This is a genomic window from Streptomyces sp. DSM 42067 (genome assembly GCF_055792885.1).
The window spans coordinates 3994233-4015061 of sequence record NZ_CM147706.1 but is presented as its reverse complement, the minus strand read 5'-3'; the positions used below and the strand labels follow the sequence as shown (position 1 = coordinate 4015061).

General features: G+C 71.6%; 14 protein-coding genes and 1 pseudogene. 8 read left to right on the top strand and 7 right to left on the bottom strand.

What is annotated here, in order from left to right; all coding sequences use genetic code 11:
- Positions 1–133 precede the first annotated feature (133 nt).
- Together ACSMXV_RS18405 and ACSMXV_RS18400 are read right to left on the bottom strand one after the other, a co-directional pair.
- Complete coding sequence (locus ACSMXV_RS18405; protein ID WP_473178656.1) at positions 134–628, bottom strand: SUKH-3 domain-containing protein; 495 nt, start codon at positions 626–628, stop codon at positions 134–136.
- Between the two features lie 53 nt (positions 629–681).
- Positions 682–1188: a YwqJ-related putative deaminase gene (locus tag ACSMXV_RS18400; RefSeq protein WP_473178655.1), complete on the bottom strand. Its 507-nt coding sequence runs from the start codon at positions 1186–1188 to the stop codon at positions 682–684.
- A gap of 247 nt (positions 1189–1435) precedes the next feature.
- On the opposite strand from ACSMXV_RS18400, the gene ACSMXV_RS18395 reads away from it, so the two are divergent.
- The 3 genes from ACSMXV_RS18395 to ACSMXV_RS18385 all read left to right on the top strand — a co-directional run bounded on the left by ACSMXV_RS18395 (position 1436) and on the right by ACSMXV_RS18385 (position 7066).
- Entirely contained in the window at positions 1436–2422 is a 987-nt protein-coding gene (locus ACSMXV_RS18395; protein ID WP_473178654.1) for an SMI1/KNR4 family protein, read from the top strand.
- A gap of 8 nt (positions 2423–2430) precedes the next feature.
- Complete coding sequence (locus ACSMXV_RS18390; RefSeq protein ID WP_473178653.1) at positions 2431–5793, top strand: SUKH-4 family immunity protein; 3363 nt, start codon at positions 2431–2433, stop codon at positions 5791–5793.
- Between the two features lie 373 nt (positions 5794–6166).
- Positions 6167–7066 (top strand): cellulose-binding protein, encoded by a 900-nt coding sequence (locus ACSMXV_RS18385; RefSeq protein ID WP_473178652.1) that lies wholly within the window; start codon positions 6167–6169, stop codon positions 7064–7066.
- Here ACSMXV_RS18385 and ACSMXV_RS18380 read toward each other — a convergent pair.
- Together ACSMXV_RS18380 and ACSMXV_RS18375 are read right to left on the bottom strand one after the other, a co-directional pair.
- Positions 7063–8715 (bottom strand): sodium/solute symporter, encoded by a 1653-nt coding sequence (locus ACSMXV_RS18380; protein WP_473178989.1) that lies wholly within the window; start codon positions 8713–8715, stop codon positions 7063–7065. The two genes, ACSMXV_RS18385 and ACSMXV_RS18380, sit on opposite strands and share 4 nt — an antisense overlap.
- A 44-nt stretch (positions 8716–8759) precedes the next feature.
- A complete protein-coding gene (locus ACSMXV_RS18375; RefSeq protein ID WP_473178988.1) occupies positions 8760–9230 on the bottom strand; it encodes a DUF485 domain-containing protein in 471 nt (156 codons plus the stop codon).
- Positions 9231–9916: 686 nt separating this feature from the next.
- Between ACSMXV_RS18375 and ACSMXV_RS18370 the strand changes: the two genes are divergently transcribed.
- Both ACSMXV_RS18370 and ACSMXV_RS18365 read left to right on the top strand, forming a co-directional pair.
- Positions 9917–10705: an ABC transporter ATP-binding protein gene (locus ACSMXV_RS18370; protein WP_473178651.1), complete on the top strand. Its 789-nt coding sequence runs from the start codon at positions 9917–9919 to the stop codon at positions 10703–10705.
- Positions 10702–13281, top strand: coding sequence for an ABC transporter permease (locus ACSMXV_RS18365; protein ID WP_473178650.1), 2580 nt, complete (start codon positions 10702–10704; stop codon positions 13279–13281). The genes ACSMXV_RS18370 and ACSMXV_RS18365 overlap by 4 nt, the downstream gene beginning before the upstream one ends.
- Before the next feature lie 236 nt (positions 13282–13517).
- On the opposite strand, the gene ACSMXV_RS18360 is transcribed toward ACSMXV_RS18365, so the two are convergent.
- Positions 13518–13802, bottom strand: a complete 285-nt coding sequence (locus ACSMXV_RS18360) for a type II toxin-antitoxin system prevent-host-death family antitoxin (RefSeq protein WP_473178649.1) — start codon at positions 13800–13802, stop codon at positions 13518–13520.
- A 144-nt stretch (positions 13803–13946) separates the two neighbouring features.
- Between ACSMXV_RS18360 and mfd the strand changes: the two genes are divergently transcribed.
- Positions 13947–17501 carry a transcription-repair coupling factor gene (gene mfd / locus ACSMXV_RS18355; protein WP_473178648.1) on the top strand — a complete coding sequence of 1185 codons (3555 nt, stop codon included), beginning with the start codon at positions 13947–13949 and terminating at the stop codon, positions 17499–17501.
- 112 nt (positions 17502–17613) lie between these two features.
- On the opposite strand, the pseudogene ACSMXV_RS18350 reads toward mfd, so the two are convergent.
- Positions 17614–18174, bottom strand: a pseudogene (locus ACSMXV_RS18350) (TetR/AcrR family transcriptional regulator); the annotation flags it as partial.
- 211 nt (positions 18175–18385) lie between these two features.
- Between ACSMXV_RS18350 and ACSMXV_RS18345 the strand changes: the two are divergent.
- Positions 18386–19222 (top strand): SCO6745 family protein, encoded by an 837-nt coding sequence (locus ACSMXV_RS18345; protein WP_473178987.1) that lies wholly within the window; start codon positions 18386–18388, stop codon positions 19220–19222.
- Positions 19223–19390: 168 nt separating this feature from the next.
- Here the strand turns inward: ACSMXV_RS18345 and ACSMXV_RS18340 are convergent, their stop codons facing one another.
- Positions 19391–19588 carry an antitoxin gene (locus ACSMXV_RS18340; RefSeq protein ID WP_473178647.1) on the bottom strand — a complete coding sequence of 66 codons (198 nt, stop codon included), beginning with the start codon at positions 19586–19588 and terminating at the stop codon, positions 19391–19393.
- A gap of 380 nt (positions 19589–19968) precedes the next feature.
- Between ACSMXV_RS18340 and ACSMXV_RS18335 the strand changes: the two genes are divergently transcribed.
- On the top strand, positions 19969–20670 hold the full coding sequence (locus ACSMXV_RS18335) for an HNH endonuclease family protein (RefSeq protein WP_473178986.1): 702 nt from the start codon (positions 19969–19971) through the stop codon (positions 20668–20670).
- Positions 20671–20829: the final 159 nt, after the last annotated feature.

Sequence of the window (20829 nt, the reverse complement as noted above, 5' to 3'; positions counted from 1 at the left end):
GCCGGAGTCCCCGATGATTGCCCGGCGTGCCCGTGGGATGGCCGGGTGGCGCGGGTGATCCGGCTGTGAGCCCCGGTCGGCTCGCGTAGGTGTCACCTGGCTGTGATCCGGGGCGAGCGGCGTGGCGGGGGTGTCAGCCGGCCGTGAGTCGGGCCGGCTGTGCGCCCGTGAGCAGGGCCGAGAGCGCTTGGTCGACGGTGTCGCCGAGGTACCAGTCCCCGCTGTGGTCAAGGCTGTAGACGCGTCCTTCGGCGTCGATGGCGAGGAGCGCCTGGGTTTCGCTCTCTTCGCCGAGCGGGCAGACGTCGCTGCCGAGGGCCCGTCCGAGGTCGCCGAGGGTGCGGGCCATGTGCAGCCCATGCAGGGGTTCGAGGTGGAGTGCGGCGGGGGCGATCTGCCGTCCGGGTCCTGAGGGCGTGATGCGCAGTCCGCCGAATTCCGCCCATGCCTCGACGGCGGCGGGGAAGACGCTGTGCTCGTGTCCCGCGGGTGAGACGTGTCCGCGCAGCGTGTCGGCCCAGTACTCGGCCTGCTTGATGTCCCAGCGCCCCGGTTGCCAGCCGGCTGCGCGCAGGGCGGCGTCGACGGGGACGGGGAAGCGTGTGGTGGAGGTGCGGTCGGCGTGCATCGGCCCTCGTTCGGTGGTCCTGCCTGGTGGATCTGGGTGTGCCCGGGGCGTTGTCAGTCGCCGGGCTCGGTGGGGTCGACGATGCGTACGCCGAAGTGGGCGGCGAGCGCGGTGCAGGAGCGGCAGGGCCGGGCGAAGCTGCCGTGGAGGGGGTCGCCGTCCTCGCGGATGCGCCGGGTGGTGAGTTTGGCGTTCTTGAGGGCTTTGCGGGCTTCGCCGTTGGTCATGGGTCTGCGTCTGGCGCGTTTGGAGCGTTCGTTGTCTGCGGCGCCCAGGTGCCGGGAGATGAGGATGGCTTCGGCGCAGCGTCCGGTGAAGCGTTCCCTCTGACCGCTTGTCAGCGCGTCGAGGAAGTCCTGTACGAGCGGGTGGAGCGCGGGCGGCTGGTCGCCGCGGACTGCGGTGCCGGTGAGCGTGGTGCCGCGGACGGAGAGTGCGGCGGCGACGGTGGGGAGTATGCCGTCGCGGCGGTGGTTGAGAGCGGGAGCGTGCGGCGCTTCGGCGCTGCTCCAGCCGATCCGGGGGTCTCCGGATGCGGTGTCTGTCTGTGCTGTGTGCATGTGGTGCTCCCCTCTTGCCCGCGGCGGCTGCCGCCAGTACGGGTTGCCGCCGAGTGCGGGGACAGCCTGCCAAATGCGGTGCGCGGTACGGAAGCTGGGGGCTGTGCGACACGCTGGTGGTTCGCGTCACGCTTACGAGCGGGTGACCGCTGGTCACGGAACCGGAGGGCCGGTGACCGGTGTCGTTCTACCGCATAGGCTGTCGACATCCGCGATCCAACTTTCAGTGCCGCAGGGGGCAACGGTCATGACGACAGGTCGGCTCGGGCAGCAAGCCGCGCCGCCGAACGCGGCTTACGCCGGGCAGGTCGTGCACTTCCCGGACCCGGTTCGGGCTGCCCGCCATCCTAGGGGTGTGCGGGTGGACGAGAGCGGTTTTCCGGATTTCTCGCCCTATGCGCGTGCGGCGGCCGAAATCGCCGACCCCCCGGAAGGGTTCGGTGTCGACGAACTGCGGTTGACGGACTACGTGTCGGCGAACGCGGCGATGGCACACGACGGCCATGAGCTGTGGGACACGATTGCGCCGGTGGCGACCCCGCATGGCTGGACGTGGCATCACGTGCCGGGTACCCGGCGACTTGAGCTGGTGCCGGTCGAGGTGAAGGCGCTTTTGCGGCATCACGCCGGTCTCGCCACGGCTGCGGTCGACCAGAACAAGCGGGGCACGCGCCCGTTGCAGGAGACGCGTCCTGTGCACTTCGGGCTGCCGAAGTCGTCGGTGGCGGTGACGGAGCAGCAGATACTCGGTGTGGAAGAGGACTTGGGCTACCGCCTGCCGGGGGCGTACCGGTCGTTCCTGAAGGCGGCGGGCGGCTGCGCGCCGGTGGGTGCCGCGCTGGACGCCGAGTTGGGTCTCCTCGTCGACCAGCCGTTCTTCACGGTGCGGGACGAGGCGGCGGTCAACGACCTTGTGTACGTGAACAAGTGCCTGCGTGACCATCTGACCAAGGACTATCTGGGAGTTGCGTTCGTCCAGGGCGGTCTGCTGGCCGTGAAGGTGAAGGGCGACCGGATCGGTTCGGTGTGGTTCTGCGCGTACGACGACGCCCGGGACCAGGACGGCTGGCAGGTGGCGGAGCGGGTGCAGCGGCTGCTGCTGCCCTGCGGTGACGACTTCGACGCGTTTCTGGCGCGGCTCGCGGGCAATCCGCCGGAGCTGGAGACCGTGGCCAACCTGATGGTGGACGGCGGCTTCGCGCGTGCCGTCCCGGTGTCCTCGGCGGGGGAGTGAGCTTGTCGATGGTGACCTTTGCGCAGGCGCAGGAGCGCGCGGAAGAGTGGATCAACGGCGACATGCCCGCGTACCAGCATCGCGAGGTGCGGGTGCGGGAGTTCGACCTCGGTTTCGTGGTGTGGGCGGAGGACCGCGAGGTGGGCACCTCCCAGGCGTTGAGCACTGGGGGAGGTCAGCGGTCGGACGGCGGCCGGCAGCGGCTCGTCATCGCGCGGGACAGCGGCGAGGCGACGCTGTGGCCGGGCCTGCCGGTGGGCGAGGTCATCCGCCGGTACGAGGAGGAGTACGGCACGTCGGAGGCGTCCGCGGCGCCCGCGCCTCCGGTGCCGGATCGGGTGGACCTCAACCAGACGTCGTTCCTGCTGACTCCGCCGGAGTGGTTGCAGGAGGCGGCGGACAGGTTGGGGGTTCAGGATCGGAGGGGTGCCGGGGGATCGGAACGGTCTGGTTCCGGGGGCTCGGAACGGTCTGGTTCCGGGGGCTCGGGTTCCGGGGAGTCCGGTGCTGGGAGCTCGGGATTCGGGGAGTCCGGTTCCGGGGGCTCGGGATCCGGGAGGCCCGGTTCCTGGGGGTCAGGCGGCTCGGATTCGTCTGCGGGTGCCGGGGTCCCTGCCGGTGTTGTGGGCGGGCCGCGTTCGCCCGGTGATTCTGTCGGCACGTCGGGGTGGGCCGATGGGGCCCCGGCGGGCGGCGGTTCGGGGCCGCAGGTGCCTTCGGCGTCGCACGTGCCTTCGGCGTCCTCGGTGCACTCTGGGTCTGCGGCGCACTCCGCGCCTGCGGGGCACGATGCGTCGGATGCAGCTGTCGGCGCTGCCGGACCTGCCGATCCCGCCGCGTCGGGATCGTCGGTGGGTCCGGCTGGTTCGGCGGGTTCCGGGGCCGGTTCGGCGGGTGGCGGCGCGCCGTGGGCGTCCGCGAGGGCGTCCGTGGGGGCTTCCGACGGCGAGGGGCCGGCCGTGACGACGCCGACGCCCGGCGTTCCGGCCGGTGCGACGCCGTGGGCGGGGACCGACACCAACGCGGACGCGGGGGACGACGGTTCCGTGCCGCCTCCCGCCACCGTCTTCGCCCCGCCGCTCGTCGGTTCGGACGATGACGGGACGCCGCCGCCCGGTGTGGCACCGGATGCGAAGACCGCGTTGATGTCGGGCGGCAGCCAGCTGCCGCGTACCGCGGTGGTGCCTGCGCTGGACGGTTCGGGCGCGCCCGCGTACGGCTATCCGCAGGGTCCGGGCACTCCGCCGGGCACGCCTGCCTCGGGTACGTCGGGTGCGTCTGCGTCGTACGGCTATCCGCAGGGTCCGGGCAATCCGCCCGGCACGCCTGCGCCGGGTGCCCCTGCGCCAGGTACGCCTGGTGCGCCTGCGTCGTACGGCTATCCGCAGCCCGCCGCGGCGCAGCCGCCGCTGTCTCCGGGCGCCTCGGGGGCTGCTGGCCCCGGTGCGCCTCAGCCTCCGGCTGCTCCGGGCGTCCCGGGGGCTCCCGGTGCCCCGGCGCCTGCCGGCGCCGCAGGGTCTCCTGGTGTCCCGGCGCCTCCCGGAGCCCCGGGCGCTCCGGTTCCACCCGGTGCCGGTGACATCGCCGATGCCGCGACCGGCAAGGCCGAGGCACCGCCGCTGGGTGCGCGGGGCGGCCGGCCGTCGACGCCGCCGCCTCCGGGTGCCCCGGGTGCCCCGGGTGCGCCGGGCGCGCGTCCGGGCGGTACGCCTCCGGTCGGCGGTCCCGCTGCTCCCGGCACCCCGGCGGGCGGCTATGTGCCGACACAACTCGTCACCCTGGGCCCCGAGGGGCCGCAGGCACCGGGCGGTCCCGGCACGCCGCCGCTGCCGGGTGCGCCGCAGCCTCCGGGTGCCCCGGGTGCGCCGGGCACGCCGCCTGGTGGTGTGCATCACGCGGCCACGATGCTGTCCGACCCCGGCGTGGGCGGTACGGGCGCTCCCGGCACGCCGCCGCTGCCGGGTGCGCCGGCTGCCCCTGGTGTGCCGCCGCCTCCGGGCGCCCCGGGCGCCCCGGGTATGCCGCCGGGTGGCGTCCACCATGCGGCCACGGTGCTGTCCGGTCCGAGCCTCGGCGGGCCCGGTGCGCCCGTGCCGCCGCCGCAGGCGCCGGGAGCACCGGGCGCTCCGGGTGCCCCCGGCACGCCTCCGGGCGGTGTCCACCACGCGGCGACCGTGCTCGCCGGACCCCCGGTGGGCGGTCCCGGCACGCCACCGCCGCCGGGTCCGCCCGGCGCTCCGGGGGCTCCGGGCGTCCCGGGCATGCCGCCGCCCGGTATGCCCGGGCCCGTCCAGGGGCAGCCGAACCCGGGCCTGCCCATGCCCGGTCAGCCCGTGCCGGGTCAGCCCGTGCCCGGGCAGCAGCCCGCGTACGGCTATCCGCAGCAGCCTTCCGGCCAGCCGACCGTCGGCCCCGGCTACCAGGCCGTGCTGCGCTACCGCGCGCAGGACGGCTCCGAGCAGCAGCTCATCCGCCGCTCGGCGCCGGGAACGCCGCACCCGGAGTGGCAGATCTTCCACGAGTTGCGCTCCATGAACGTCCCGCCGGACCAGGTCCTGGAGCTGCACACCGAGCTGGAGTCGTGCGAGCTGCCCGGCGCGTACTGCGCGCGCATGATCCGCGAGACCTGGCCTCAGGCGCGCATCACGTCGATCGCGCCGTACGGCAAGGACCACGCCTCGCGCCGGCAGGGCATGCAGCAACTGCTCGCGCACCAGGGAGAGTTGCACCAGGTCGCCGACGGTCCGGCGCGTCCGGCGCCGGTGCGGGCTCCGTTGCCGCAGGTGCAGCCGGCGCCGCCGATCCCGCCGGAGGGTGTCGCGCAGGAGCTGGCGGCCGCGTTCGGTCCTGGCGTCTTCCGGTTCGACCAGCGGGCGGTGTCCCGCCAGGGCGTGCCGGAGATCGTGGCGCACACCCTGGTGGTGGCCGGACTGCCCGTCGACATGGGCCCGTTCTTCTGGGCGCAGGCCCAGCCGGGCCGGCCGGTGCCGACTCTCGCCGAGCTGGCACAGGAGCGCGGGGTGCAGCCCGCGTCGGACGCGGGCTCGTATCTGGTGATGGGCAGCGACTTCGGCCGTGCCCTCTGCGTCCAGTACGGCACGGCGAACATCGTCGCGGTGCCGGTGGAGGCGGGCCCGGGCGGCGCCCCCGTACCGCCGCAGTTCGTGAACACCGGGCTGCCGGAGTTCGTGAGGTGCCTCGCACTGCTGGGCCGGATGTGGCGGCTGCGGTTCGGGCTCAACCAGGAGCAGGCGGGCCGCTGGACCGTCGACTTCCAGGCGCAGCTGGCCTCGCTCGACCCGGCGGCGCTCGCGTCGCCGGAGAGCTGGTGGTCGGTGCTGCTCGAGCAGATGTGGGACGGGCTGCTCTAGCACGGCGCGCTCCGCATACGACGTCGTTCGGTACAGCTGGGTGCAGACCCTGCCGTACGAACACCGGCCGTACGAACACCATATGAACGAGGCGCTCGACCCGTGAGACGGGTCGGGCGCCTCGTTCGTGTGGGCGGGGCTGACCGGCCGCCGGTTCCGGCGACACCTGCGCGCGTTTGCCGGTTTCTACTGCTTTGTGCCTCACCCTTGACCACATGGCCGGGCGGAGTGTCGCGTTATGAGTGCTTCCTCTTAATCCATCAAGATGTGCGCCACGACGAGTTGTTTGGCGGGTTGTACGGAGTGGTGTACGTCATGCCGGGTTCGGGACTGCCGGATCGCCGGGTCCGGAGAGCCTAGAGGGGATTCGAGGATGAGCAGCGCATCGGTGTCGCCGCACGGCTTCGTCGCCGTGCGGGGCCGCGCCTACCGGCCCGCGCAGGTCGACGCGTACGTCACCCGCCTGTCCAAAGAGCGCGACGGGGCGTGGGAGCGCGCCGCGCGGCTGACCGTCCTGGCCAAGGACATGGAGGCCGAGGCGGAGCGGCTGCGCGAGGCCGTCACGGGGCTCGCTCCCCAGACGTACGAGACGCTCGGCGAGCGTGCGCAGCGGATCCTCGCGCTGGGCCAGGAGGAGGCAGCCGCGGTGCTCGCCGCCGCACGTGACGATGCCGAACGGGTCACCGCGGCCGCCGAGGAGGCGATGCGCGAGCTCGACGAGGCAGCGCACGCCTACGCGGATGCCGTGCGCGCCGAGGCCGACGAGCGCGCCCGGCACCGGCTGCTCGCCGACCGCGCGGCCGCCGACGAGATCCGGATCGCGGCCCGGCGCGATGTGAAGGAGCGGCGGGGCGAGGCGCTGGCCGCACTGCGTGAGATGCGGGAGCGGACCGCCGGAATGCTCGCCGATCTGGAGAAGGAGCACGCCGAGCGGTGGGACGCCGCCGAGCGCGACATCGTCGGGCGGGAGGCGGCGGCGGACGCGCACCACGACGAGCTGTCGGCCGCCGCCGACGAACGTCTGTCCAAGGCCGAGCGGGCCTTTGCGGAGGCGGAGGAGGCGGCCTGGCGTATCCAGGAGGAGGCGCAGACGCGGGCCGCGGAGCTTCTTGCGGGGGCCCGGGCTCGGGAGGATGCGATCGGGCGGGAGACGGAGCGGGTGTTGCGGCTGCACGGGGAGCAGTGGGATGAGGTGCGGGCGCATATGGATCATGTGCGGAACAGCCTTGCGGCGTTGACGGGGCGGGCGGCCCGGGCGGAGGGGGCGCCCTAGGGCTGGGAGGTGCCCCCGGACGGGCTCGATTTGTTCGCCCCCGCCAGAATCCACGCCTCCACCGCCTCGTACTGCCTGCGCTGTTCGTCGGCCGTCCGGCGGGCCGACAGTACGGTGCCCAGCCAGCCGAGGGCGAAGCCCAGGGGGATGGAGACCAGGCCCGTCGTGGTGAAGGGGAACCAGTTGAAGTCGTGGTCGGGGAAGGCCGATGTGGGGGAGCCGGAGACCAGGTTGGTGCCGGTCATCAGGACGAACACGCTGAGCGTGCCGCCGATCAGGGTGCACATCAGTCCTGCGCGGGTGAAGCGGCGCCAGAACAGGCCGTAGACCAGGGCGGGCGCCAGTGCGGAGGCACCTACGCAGAACGAGAGCGTGACCAGCGGCTGCAGGTTGCGGTGCTGCACCAGCGTGGCGAGGACGATCGCGACCAGGCCGACGGACAGGGCCGAGCCGCGGGCCAGGGTCATCTCCGTGCGTTTGGAGATCTGCTTCCTGCGGTGTGCGAAGACGTCGTGCGCAAGGGAGTTGGCGCAGGCCAGGATCATCCCCGCGACCGATGCGAGCAGCGTGAGGAATATCGCCGTCGTCACCGTCGTGAACAGCATCGTCTCCGCCCATGAGGCGTCGGCACCGAACGCCGCCTGCGAGCCCAGCAGATAGGCCGTGTTGCCCTGCGGATCGGCCGCCGTGATCCCGGCCCGCCCGATGAGGGCCGCCGCGCCGAACCCGACCACCGAGATGATCAGCACGAACAGCGCCACGGTCGACACCGCCCAGGACATCGAGCGGCGCACCTCGCGTGCGCTGCGGGCGGTGTACATGCGCATGGTGACGTGCGGCAGGCACGCGCTGCCGAGTACCACCGTCAGCTCCGAAGTGATCATGTCCAGCCGGGGGTGCGCCGCTCCGGCGAACTGCAGTCCGGAGTGCAGGAACGCCGGACCGGCGCCGCTGCCCTGTGCGGCCGCGGACAGCAGCGCCCCCGGCTCCCAGTCGAACCGGTGCAGGACGATCACGGACACGACCGCGCCCGAGCCGAGCAGCATCACCATCTTCAGGATCTGGATCAGGGCGGTGCCCTTCATCCCGCCGATCGCGGCATAGCTGATCATGAGTGCGCCGAGTGCGACGACGCATCCCGTCTTCAGTCCGTCGCCGCCGAATCCGAGGATGAACGCGAGCAGATCGCCCGCGCCCGCGAGCTGCACGAGCATCATCGGCATCAGTGCCGCGATCGTCGCGGCGCACGCGGCGATGCGCACCGCACGCCCCGGCATCCGGCGGGCGAACGCGTCGCCCATGGTGAACCGGCCCGCACTGCGCAGCGGTTCGGCCAGCAGGAACATGAGCAGCACCAGCGACAGCGCCGTGCTCAGAGCGAGGACGACCCCGTCGTACCCGGTGAGGGCGATGATGCCGCCGGTGCCGAGGACGGTGGCGGCGGAGATGTAGTCGCCGCCGATGGCGAGGCCGTTGCGCATCGGGGACAGCGATCCGTACCCGGTGTAGAACTCGTCGAGGTCGTCCCGGTCGGGTCCGGTCATCACGCACAGCAGGAGCGTGACGGTGGCCAGCGCGGTGAAGGCCACCAGGGACATGGCCTGCGCGGAGTCGCTGAATCCGGTCAGGGGCCCGGCAGCGTCAGGCATGACGCCCATGACTCCCATGGCGCCGTCGGCATCTGGCGCGGCGTTCATCCGGCGGCCTCCCTCGCCGCGTCCAGCTGTGCCTGCCTGCGCAGCCGGTCCGCCAGCGGGTCGACGCGGCGGCGCGCCGTGTACTCGTAGAGCGCGAGCGCGAGGCAGGTCACCGGCAGTTGGCACAGCCCCAGCAGGAGACCGGTAGAGAGACCCCCGGAGACCGTGCCCGTCATCAGCGAGGGCGCGAAGGCGGACAGGATGAGGAAGAGGACGAAGTAGCCGAGCGCGGCGAGTGTCGCGACGCGGCGCTGCCAGCGGTACGCACCCCGCAGGAACCGCAGATCGCTGTGGTTTCCGAGAGCGGGATGGCGGGGGAGCCGCCGCGCCGCGGGCGTCCCGGGGTGCTGCGGCTGCTGTGGTTGCCAGGGGTAGGTCGGGTACGACGGTGGTGACGGTGAGGCAGGGTGCTGCGGGGGCCATGCGGCGGACGGCATGGGCCAGCCAGGTGATGAATGGTGCGGCATATCTGACATCCCGGTTCTCCTTGCGCGGCTGAGGGTCCTGTTGGGGACCGCAGGGAGCTGGGTGGAGGGTGGGCGAGACGCTACTCGCTGGTATCCGTGCGCGCGAGAGTTTCGGCAAACTGAGTGGTCGGTATGCCGATTTGTACCGGACACGGGGCGGCGCGAGGCAGGAGCCGACGGTCGAACGCCCCGACTCGACCCGCTCGTAACGGACTCGACTCGACCCGCTCGCAAGTACTCGGCTTGACCCTCTCGTAGCGGCAGGGTGCAGCCTCTGGGACCGAAGGCGGACACGACCCCGACGCCGGGTCCACCGACGGGTGGAGAACCCCTAGGGGGATCTCCGTACTTGGGGCAGGGGAGGGTTCGTACCGCCGGAGGACGAGAAGGGGGCCGGCCGCTCCTTAGCCTTTCTTTACGCGGTCGGGGGCACGGCGGTCAGCCGCCGGTCGTACGCACCGCACGTTCGGAGGTGGGGTTTTCCCCCGCACAAGACTGCGCTGGGCACCAGCGCGCCGGACCGCCTGACCAGACCAGACTGAAGCGCGTACCGCACGGCGGTCCACCGCCGGCCGGCACCGCAGCCGCATGTGCGGCTCGACCGCCCGCCGGCGCCAGCGACCTGGCACTGACGACATCCCTGGCACATCCCTGCACCATCTGCCGACCGACATAGGAGACTTACCGTGACAACGGCTGTGACCATTCCCAAGCACGGGGGCACGGGCGGGACTACGGCCGTAGCCGCGCGGGCGCGGCAGGTCGTCAAGGCCTACGGCTCGGGCGAGACCCGCGTCGTCGCGCTCGACCAGGTCGACGTGGACATCGCCCGGGGCCAGTTCACCGCGATCATGGGCCCGTCCGGGTCCGGCAAGTCGACGCTGATGCACTGCCTGGCCGGGCTGGACACCGTGACGTCCGGTCAGATCTACCTGGACGACACCGAGATCACCGGCCTCAAGGACAAGAAGCTCACCCGGCTGCGCCGGGACCGGATCGGCTTCATCTTCCAGGCGTTCAACCTGCTGCCGACACTCAACGCCATCGAGAACATCACGCTGCCGATGGACATCGCAGGCCGCAAGCCGGACAGGCAGTGGCTGGAGCGGGTCGTGGAGACCGTCGGTCTCGCCGGACGGCTCAAGCACCGGCCCTCCCAGCTCTCCGGCGGCCAGCAGCAGCGCGTCGCCGTCGCCCGTGCGCTCGCCTCCCGGCCCGAGATCATCTTCGGTGACGAACCGACCGGAAACCTCGACTCCCGGGCCGGCGCCGAGATCCTGGGCTTCCTGCGCCGCTCCGTCGACGAGCTCGGCCAGACGATCGTGATGGTCACGCACGACCCGGTCGCCGCCTCCTACGCGGACCGCGTGCTGTATCTCGCGGACGGCCGGATCGTCGACGAGATGCTCCGCCCGACCGCCGACGCCGTCCTCGACCGCATGAAGGACTTCGACGCCCGGGGGCGTACGTCATGACCGTCATGAAGACCTCCATGCGCAACTTCTTCGCGCACAAGGGACGCATGGCGCTGTCCGCCGTCGCCGTGCTGCTGTCGGTGGCGTTCGTGTGCGGCACGCTCGTGTTCACGGACACCATGAACACGACGTTCGACAAGCTCTTCGCGACCACCGCATCGGATGTCACGGTCAGCGCCAAGGGCGCGTCCGACACCGGCGAGACCCAGGCCGGCAACGGCAAGCCGCCGGTCATGCCCGCCTCCGTCCTCGACGAGGTGCGCGGCGTCGACGGGGTCAAGTCCGCCGAGGGCACCGTCTTCTCGACCTCGGTGACCGTCGTCGACGCCGACAAGGACAGCCTCTCGCCCACGAGCGGCGCCCCGACCATCGTCGGCAACTGGAACGCCAACGAGGCCCGCACCATGAAGATCTCCTCAGGTGAGGCGCCGCACGGCTCCGGCCAGATCATGGTCGACGCGGACACCGCCGACAAGCACCACCTGGGGCTCGGCGACGAGATCGGCGTCATCACCGCGGTCGGCACCCACAAGGCGAAGATCTCCGGCATCGCGGAGTTCACCGTCACCAACCCCGGTGCCGCGATCTTCTACCTCGACACGAAGACCGCCCAGCGGACCCTGGTGGGCGAGAGCGGCGTCTACACCAACATCAACGTCACCGCCGCGTCCGGGGTCAGTGACGCGCAGCTGAAGAAGGACGTCGCCGCGGGACTCGGCGGCGCCTACCAGGTGCAGACGGCCAAGGAGGTCGCGGACGCCAACGCCCAGGATGTCCAGGAGTTCATGGGCGTGATGAAGTACGCGATGCTCGGCTTCGCCGGAATCGCCTTCCTGGTCGGCATCTTCCTCATCATCAACACGTTCTCGATGCTGGTCGCCCAGCGGACCCGCGAGATCGGTCTGATGCGCGCCATCGGGTCGAGCCGCAGGCAGGTCAACGGCTCGGTCCTGGTCGAGGCGCTGCTGCTCGGATTCTTCGGGTCGGTCCTCGGCGTCGGCGCGGGCGTGGGCCTGGCCATCGGGCTGATGGAGCTCATGGGCATGATGGGCATGCACCTGTCGACCGACGACCTGACCGTCGCCTGGACGACGCCGGTGGTCGGTCTGGTGCTCGGCGTCGTGGTCACCGTGCTCGCCGCGTATCTGCCCGCCCGGCGCGCGGGCAAGGTCTCGCCCATGGCCGCGCTGCGCGACGCCGGAGCCCCGGCCGACGCGAGGGCCGGACGGGTACGGGCCCTCGTCGGCCTGGTCCTCACCGGCGCCGGCGGCTACGGCCTGTACCTGGCGGCCGCCGCCGACAAGGCGAGCGAGGGCTCGCTGTGGCTCGGCGTGGGCGTGGTCCTCACCCTGATCGGCTTCGTCGTCATCGGCCCGCTGCTCGCGGGCGGCGTGGTCCGGGTCATCAGCGCCGTGCTGCTGCGGCTTTTCGGCCCGGTCGGACGGATGGCCGAGCGCAACGCGCTGCGCAACCCGCGCCGCACGGGTGCCACGGGCGCGGCCCTGATGATCGGCCTCGCGCTGGTCGCATGCCTGTCGGTGGTGGGCTCCTCGATGGTGGCCTCCGCGACGGACCAGCTCGACAAGACCGTGGGTACGGACTTCATCGTCCAGTCCGATCGCGGGCAGCCGATCACTCCGCAGGCGGTGGAGGCAGCGAAGTCCGCCGAGGGCGTGGAGCGGTTCACCGAGTACAAGGTGCTCGACGCCACGCTGACCACGCCGGACGGCAAGACGTCCAAGGGCGAGACGATCAACGCCGCGGACCCGTCGTACGCGCAGGACCTGCGCACCGAGACGGTGGCCGGCGATCTCTCGGACGCCTACCGGCCCGACTCGATGTCCGTCTTCGAGGGCTTCGCGAAGAAGCACGGCATCGAGCTCGGCTCGACGATCGAGGTCGACTTCCGGGACGGATCGACGGCCGAGCTGACGGTCCGCGCGATCACCAGCGACGAGGCCGTCATCGACAAGGGCGCGATGTACGCGTCGATCGCGACGGTGGCCAGGTATGTGCCCGCCGACAAGATGCCCCTCGACGTCCTGCTCTTCGCCTCGGCGAAGGACGGCCAGGAGGCGGCCGCGTACAAGTCGCTGAAGGCGGCCCTGGACGACTACCCGCAGTACACGGTCCGCGACCAGACCGACTACAAGGAGGCGCTGAAGGACCAGATCGGCCAGCTGCTCAACATGATCTACGGCCTCCTGGCCCTGGCGGTCGTCGTCGCGATCCTGGGTGTGGTGAACACCCTGGCCCTCTCGGTGGTGGAGCGGACCCGCGAGATCGGCCTCATGAGGGCGATCGGTCTCTCCCGTCGCCAGCTGCGCCGCATGATCCGCCTGGAGTCGGTCGTCATCGCCCTCTTCGGAGCGCTGCTCGGCCTCGGCCTTGGCATGGGCTGGGGCGCCACGGCCCAGAAGCTGCTGGCCCTCGAGGGCCTGAAGGTCCTCGAGATCCCGTGGCCGACGATCACCGCGGTCTTCGTGGCCTCGGCCTTCGTGGGGCTGTTCGCGGCACTGGTGCCGGCGTTCCGGGCGGGGCGGATGAACGTGCTGAACGCGATCGCTACGGAATAGCCACTCCGGGCGGGGAACGGGGAAGAGCCCGGCACCGGGGAGCAACAGCCTCCCCGGTGCCGGGCTCTGGCGTTCGGACTCTGGGAGTCCCCAGGCCCTTCCTCTGGGGGTCCCCCAGGCCCTTGAGGCACTGGGGGGAGGAACGGGTAGCACGACCCTGGCGCCAGGGCCGTGACGTAGGGGCTCAGCGCGGGTGTACCCCGGGCGCCGCCCCAAGCGCTCGCGGGACGCCGTCCCTACGAGGCCGGGCCTACCTCGGGGCCCGGGGGAACCGGTGGCAGGCCCAAGCGCGCACGAACCTCTTCGTGGGAGATCCCGCGGACCGTTCCGGAGGCCTGCGCAACCCGGTATCGCGCCAGCGCCAGCTCGTCCTCAAGGTCTTCCAGTTCCTGCGGGCTGATCAGCACGGCCATGGTCCGACCCTGATCCGTGATGGCGATCCGCTCGCCGGGCTGTGCGGCACGGCGGATCAGGTCTCCCAGGCAGTCGCGGGCCTCGGCGATGGAAAACGACTCGCTCATGCGCGGCACTCTACGGAGCGCACCGCATCGGTTCGATCGCTCGAAAGGGTGCCGGTGTCCCTGGCGACGTACTCTGGAGGCCCCCGGCCCGTGCGACGTGTCGGGCGGTTCGCGTTGCCCCCTCACTCCGGACGGATGCCCTTCATGAGCCTGCACGGTCTGCTCGACGCCGTAGTCAAGGACCCCGCACTCGCCGAAGCGGTGAGGGCCGCGACCGACGGCAACCGCATGCACGTCGACCTGGTCGGACCGCCCGCGGCCCGCCCCTTCGCGGTGGCGGCGCTCGCGCGCGAGTCGAACCGCCCCATCCTGGCCGTGACGGCGACCGGCCGGGAGGCCGAGGACCTCGCGGCGGCCCTGCGCTCGCTGCTCCCGCCGGACGGGATCGTCGAGTACCCGTCGTGGGAGACGCTCCCGCACGAACGGCTCTCGCCGAGGTCGGACACCGTGGGCCGCCGCCTCGCGGTCCTGCGCCGTCTCGCGCACCCGAGCGACGACGACCCGGAGACCGGCCCTGTCTCCGTGGTCGTCTCGCCCGTACGCTCCGTGCTCCAGCCGCAGGTCAAGGGCCTCGGCGACCTGGAACCGGTCAGTTTGCGCACCGGACAGCAGGCCGACCTGGACGAGACGGTCGACGCGCTGGCCGCCGCCGCGTACGCGCGCGTGGAACTCGTCGAGAAGCGCGGCGAGTTCGCGGTCCGCGGCGGCATCCTCGACGTGTTCCCGCCGACCGAGGAGCACCCCCTCCGCATCGAGTTCTGGGGCGACGACGTCGAGGAGATCCGCTACTTCAAGGTCGCCGACCAGCGCTCCCTCGAAGTCGCCCAGCACGGCCTGTGGGCGCCGCCCTGCCGTGAGCTGCTGCTCACCGACGACGTGCGGCAGCGGGCGGCCGCGCTCGCCGAGCGCCACCCGGAGCTCGGCGAACTGCTCGGCAAGATCGCCGAGGGCATCGCGGTCGAGGGCATGGAGTCCCTCGCGCCGGTCCTCGTCGACGACATGGAGCTGCTGCTCGACGTACTGCCCAAGGGCAGCATGGCCGTCGTCTGCGACCCGGAGCGGGTGCGCACCCGGGCCGCGGACCTGGTGGCGACGTCGCAGGAGTTCCTACAGGCCTCCTGGGCGGCCACCGCCGGCGGGGGCGAGGCGCCCATCGACGTCGGCGCCGCGTCCCTGTGGTCCATCGCGGACGTCCGCGACCGGGCCCGTGAGCTGGACATGATGTGGTGGTCGGTGTCCCCGTTCGCGGCCGACGAGGAGCTCACGCTGACCTCAGCCGCTGACGCGGCGGGGGACACGCTGAAGCTGGGCATGCACGCCCCCGAGTCGTACCGCGGCGACACCGCCAGGGCGCTGGCCGACACCAAGGGCTGGATCTCCGACGGCTGGCGCACCGTCTACGTCACCGAGGGGCACGGCACCGCGGCCCGCACCGTCGAGGTGCTCGGCGGCGAGGGCATCGCGGCCCGCCTCGACCAGGACCTGGGCGAGCTCACCCCGTCCGTCGTACACGTCGCGTGCGGTTCGATCGACTACGGCTTCGTCGACCCCGTCCTGAAGGTCGCTGTCCTCACCGAGACCGACCTGTCCGGGCAGAAGGCGGCCGGCAAGGACGGCGCGCGCATGCCCGCCCGCCGCCGCAAGACCATCGACCCGCTGACGCTGGAGGCGGGCGACTACATCGTCCACGAGCAGCACGGCGTCGGCCGCTACATCGAGATGGTGCAGCGCACGGTGCAGGGCGCGACCCGCGAGTACCTGGTCGTCGAGTACGCGCCCGCCAAGCGCGGCCAGCCCGGCGACCGGCTCTACATCCCCACCGACCAGCTGGAGCAGATCACCAAGTACGTCGGCGGCGAGGCGCCCACGCTGCACCGGCTCGGCGGCGCCGACTGGACCAAGACCAAGGCCCGCGCCAAGAAGGCGGTCAAGGAGATCGCCGCGGACCTCATCAAGCTGTACAGCGCCCGCATGGCGGCCCCCGGCCACGCCTTCGGCCCGGACACGCCCTGGCAGCGCGAGCTCGAGGACGCCTTCCCGTACGCGGAGACGCCCGACCAGCTGACCACGATCGCCGAGGTCAAGGAGGACATGGAGAAGACGGTCCCGATGGACCGCCTGATCTGCGGCGACGTCGGCTACGGCAAGACGGAGATCGCGGTCCGCGCGGCCTTCAAGGCCGTCCAGGACGGTAAGCAGGTCGCGGTCCTGGTCCCCACGACTCTGCTGGTGCAGCAGCACTTCGGGACGTTCTCGGAGCGGTACGGACAGTTCCCCGTGAACGTCCGCGCCTTGAGCCGCTTCCAGACGGACACGGAGGCGAAGGCCACCCTGGAGGGCCTGCGCGACGGCTCGGTCGACATCGTCATCGGCACGCACCGCCTGTTCTCCTCCGAAACCAAGTTCAAGGACCTCGGCCTGGTCATCGTCGACGAGGAGCAGCGCTTCGGCGTCGAGCACAAGGAGCAGCTGAAGAAGCTCCGCGCCAACGTCGACGTCCTGACCATGTCGGCCACCCCCATTCCCCGTACGCTCGAGATGGCCGTGACCGGCATCCGCGAGATGTCGACGATCACGACCCCGCCGGAGGAGCGGCACCCGGTGCTGACCTTCGTCGGGCCGTACGAGGAGAAGCAGATCGGCGCCGCGATCCGCCGTGAACTGCTCCGCGAGGGCCAGGTCTTCTACATCCACAACCGTGTCGAGTCGATCGACCGGGCGGCAGCGCGGCTGCGCGACATCGTGCCCGAGGCCCGTATCGCCACGGCCCACGGCCAGATGTCCGAAACGACCTTGGAGCAGGTCGTCGTGGACTTCTGGGAGAAGAAGTACGACGTCCTCGTCTCCACGACGATCGTCGAGTCGGGCATCGACATCTCCAACGCCAACACGCTGATCGTGGAGCGCGGCGACAACTTCGGCCTCTCGCAGCTGCACCAGCTGCGCGGCCGTGTCGGCCGCGGCCGCGAGCGCGGTTACGCCTACTTCCTGTACCCGCCGGAGAAGCCCCTGACCGAGACCGCCCACGAGCGGCTCGCGACCATCGCCCAGCACACGGAGATGGGCGCGGGCATGTACGTGGCGATGAAGGACCTGGAGATCCGCGGCGCCGGCAACCTGCTGGGCGGCGAGCAGTCGGGCCACATCGCGGGTGTCGGCTTCGACCTGTACGTACGGATGGTGGGCGAGGCCGTTGCGGACTACCGGGCGTCGCTGGAGGGCGGCGTGGAGGAGGAGCCGCCGCTCGAGGTCAAGATCGAGCTCCCGGTCGACGCGCACGTCCCGCACGACTACGCGCCGGGTGAGCGCCTGCGGCTCCAGGCGTACCGCGCCATCGCCTCCGTCAACACGGAGGACGACATCAAGTCGGTACGCGAGGAACTGGTCGACCGCTACGGCAAGTTGCCGGAGCCGGTGGAGAACCTGCTGCTGGTGGCGGGCCTGCGCATGCTCGCGCGCGCGTGCGGCGTCGGCGAGATCGTGCTGCAGGGCAACAACATCCGCTTCGCGCCCGTGGAGTTGAGGGAGTCCCAGGAGCTGCGGCTGAAGCGGCTCTACCCGGGCACGGTCATCAAGCCCGCCGTGCACCAGGTGCTGGTGCCCCGGCCGAAGACGGCGAAGGTCGGCGGGAAGCCGCTGGTCGGGCGGGAACTGCTGGGGTGGACCGGGGAGTTCCTGACGTCGATTCTGGGGTCGTAGCAGGTATTTACGACTCCGGGTTACGGCTCCGGGTTGCGGCTCCGGGGATTTGCGAATCCGGGTTACGACTCCGGGTTGCGGCTCCGGGGATTTGCGACTCCGGGGTCGCGCCCGAGCGGAACAGCATCCCCGTCAGGGCGCGGAAGACGTCCTCGGGGTCGCGGTCGCCCACCGGTCCGTCCAGGTTGTGGCTGAGCAGCAGCGTGGCGAAGCCATGGGCCAGGGACCAGGCGGCCACACCGGCGAGGCGGGCGTCGGGGCCGCGGCCCGAGGACGGGACGGCGGCCACCGAGGTGCGCAGGCGCTCGCCCGCGAGCGCTCTGGCCGTGGCGAGTTCGAGGTCGTTCTCGCGCAGCAGGCCCGGTGTGAACATCACCTGGAAGTGGGCCGGGTGCTCGCGCGCGAACCGGACATAGCGCACGCCCGCGTCCCGCAGGTCCTTCGCCTCGTCGAGCGCGGTGGCCAGCAGTGCGTATCCCTCGGCCGCGATCGCGGTGAGCAGGCCCGTGCGGTCCTTGAAGTGGTGGGCCGGGGCGGCGTGTGACACGCCGGCCCTGCGGGCAAGGTCGCGCAGGCTCAGCGCGGACGGCCCGTCAGTGGCGATCACGTCGAGGGCGGCCGACAGCACGGCCCGCCGCAGGTCGCCGTGGTGGTAGGGGCGCTGAGGGGTCATGCCGAGCAGACTACGCCGAATCTAGGCATTGACAAGTTCCGGCTTGCGCGGCAATCTAGTCACTGTCAAGTTCTGCGGGTACGGGTTACTGGCCGATGGCGCGACGAGGAGCGAAGTCATGTCGGAGCACGTCAGCAAGGCAAGCGGGACGGTGGCGCAGGCCAAGAGGGCCGAGAGGGCCGAGGGGGTCGAGCTCGGCCGGGTGCGGCAGATGTGGCATCTGCTGGAGCCCCTGCATGCCGTGCTCTACTACGCGCCCGAGTCCTTCGAGGAGGCGGCCGCACTCGGTTACGGCACGGACGTCCGATGGCCGAGCTATTTCCCGTTCCGTGCGGCCCCGCTGGGCGAGGTCGGCGCCGAGCGCGTGACCTCCGCGTTCTACAGCTTCAGCCCGCGCATGGTCGCCGAGTATGTCGATCCGGCCTGGCGCATAGCCCGGCCCGGTGACGTGCTGAAGGCGCGGGAGCGGGCGATCGACCGCGCCTACCGGGCGATATGGGGTGACCGGGTCGACAGCCCGGAGCTCGCCGAGGCGGCCGTGCTCGCCCGCCGGGCCGCCGAGGCGGCGAACACCGCGGCCCGCCCGCTCGCCGCGGCCAACGCGGAACTGGCATGGCCCGAGGCCCCGCATCAGCAGCTGTGGCACGCGGCGACGATCCTGCGCGAGCACCGCGGCGACGGTCACCTTGCCGCCCTGCTCATAGCCGGACTGGACCCGACCGAGGCGCTGGTCTCCTTCGCGGGCATCGGAGCGGCGTCCGCCGACACGTTCCGCAGCCGCGGGTGGAGTGACGAGGAGTGGGGAGCCGCCCGCGAACGGCTCGTGGCACGCGGGCTGTTGGACGAGGACGGCGTGGCCACCGAGGTGGGCCGTGCCCTGCGTGCGGAGGTGGAGCGGCGCACCGACGAGCTGGGCGCCGACCCGTGGGGGGCCCTCGGCCCGGACGGCACCGCCCGGCTCGCCGATCTGCTGGGGGAGTTCTGGGTCGCCGTACTCGGCTCGGGGCTGCTCCCGTCGGAGACGACGCTGGGGATCGGGAAGGTGTGAGGGGAGGCGAGGGGAGAGGAGGCGAGGGGGCGGGAGGTGCCCGGGGCGTGCCGAAGCGGCCAGGTATGCCGTGCCGCCGTCTGACTGATTCGTCGCCCGAGGGCGGTGTGCTGCGGCACATGATGCGGGCTGCGGTGTGCGTCGAGGCCCGGCGTGCCGCGTCGTTCGTCAGGGCTGCGGCCGGTCGGATTCGTGCTCCCGGTCCGTCAGCCGCTCGTTCAACTGCTGCTGGATCGTGTCCGGCTTGTCTTCCCGGTCCCCGTAAGGGCGGCCGCCGGTCCTCTCGTCGGACTCATGCGTGGTCGTCTCGGAGGCGTGCCCGGCCCTGTGCCGTCCCTGGCCCTTGAATCTGTCGAAGATGCCCATGTCAGAGCTCCTCCCGGAGGGATTCAACCCCGACGATACGCCCGAGTTGCGGAGAATGCTCGCCTGTCCGTCGGCGTGCCCTGAACGCTCCGCCGCTACCGTGGGCCGCCGGAGAACCGCGCCGAAGGACCGGAAGGCCCTGAAGGAGTGGACATGGGAGCGGGTGTGGGGAGGGGAGCGCCGTGGCGCTCGGGGACATAAGGGACGCAGGAGTTGTGGGGCGGGTGAGCGAGCCGAAGCCGGGTCGCCCGGCCACGGTCGGGTGCCCGGCCAGGGGTCGCCGACGGGCTGAGGCCACGCGCCGGGCGGCCGTCACCCGTCGCGCCCGGTCGGTGCTTGCCCTGGTCGTGGTCGCGGCGTTCGCCGTGGGGTGTGACGCCATCGACGTCCCCTCTTCCCACACGTCTTCGCATTCCTCGTCGGGGTCCGGAGCGGGTGCCTCCGACGGGCGTGCGGCCAGTCCCCTGGAGAACCAAGAGGGGACGAAGCCGGGGCTGGCGCCCATCACCTCGGACGCGGACAGGGGCGAGGCGCTGAAGCTCATCGAGAGGCTGCAGGTCAAGGGACGCGGTCCCAAGACGGGTTACGGCCGCGACGAGTTCGGCTACGCCTGGATGGACACCGCCGACGGAGTCCCGCTGGCCCGCAACGGCTGCGACACTCGAAACGATCTTCTGAAGCGTGATGGCCGGGAGCTTCGTTTCCGGTCCGGTTCCGACTGCGTCGTCGTCTCCATGACGCTGCAGGACCCGTACACGGGCCAGAGCATCAAGTGGCTCAAGCAGCGGGCTGCCGAGGTGCAGATCGACCACGTGGTGCCGCTGTCGTACAGCTGGCAGATGGGCGCCTCCCGCTGGCCGGAGAGCAAACGTGAACAGCTCGCCAACGACCCGCTCAATCTCCTCCCCGTCGACGGACCCACGAACAGCAGCAAGGGGGACTCCGGGCCCGCCTCGTGGTTGCCGCCCAGCAAGCCGATCCGCTGTTCGTACGCCGTGAGGTTCGGGCAGGTGGCGCTCAAGTACGAGATGCCGGTGACGGCGGCGGACAAGCAGATGATGCTCGCCCGGTGCGGAGGCTGATCCCGGCCTTGGCGCCACGGAGTTGACGCGGGGGTGCACGGGCGGGGTGAGGCACGGTACGCCGCGCCACGGGAACGTGGCCTCAAGCCGGAGGCGATCAGTCCGGCAACGGTTCCGTACAACCCGTGACCGGTTGTCCGAGTCGACGGATACGCTCAG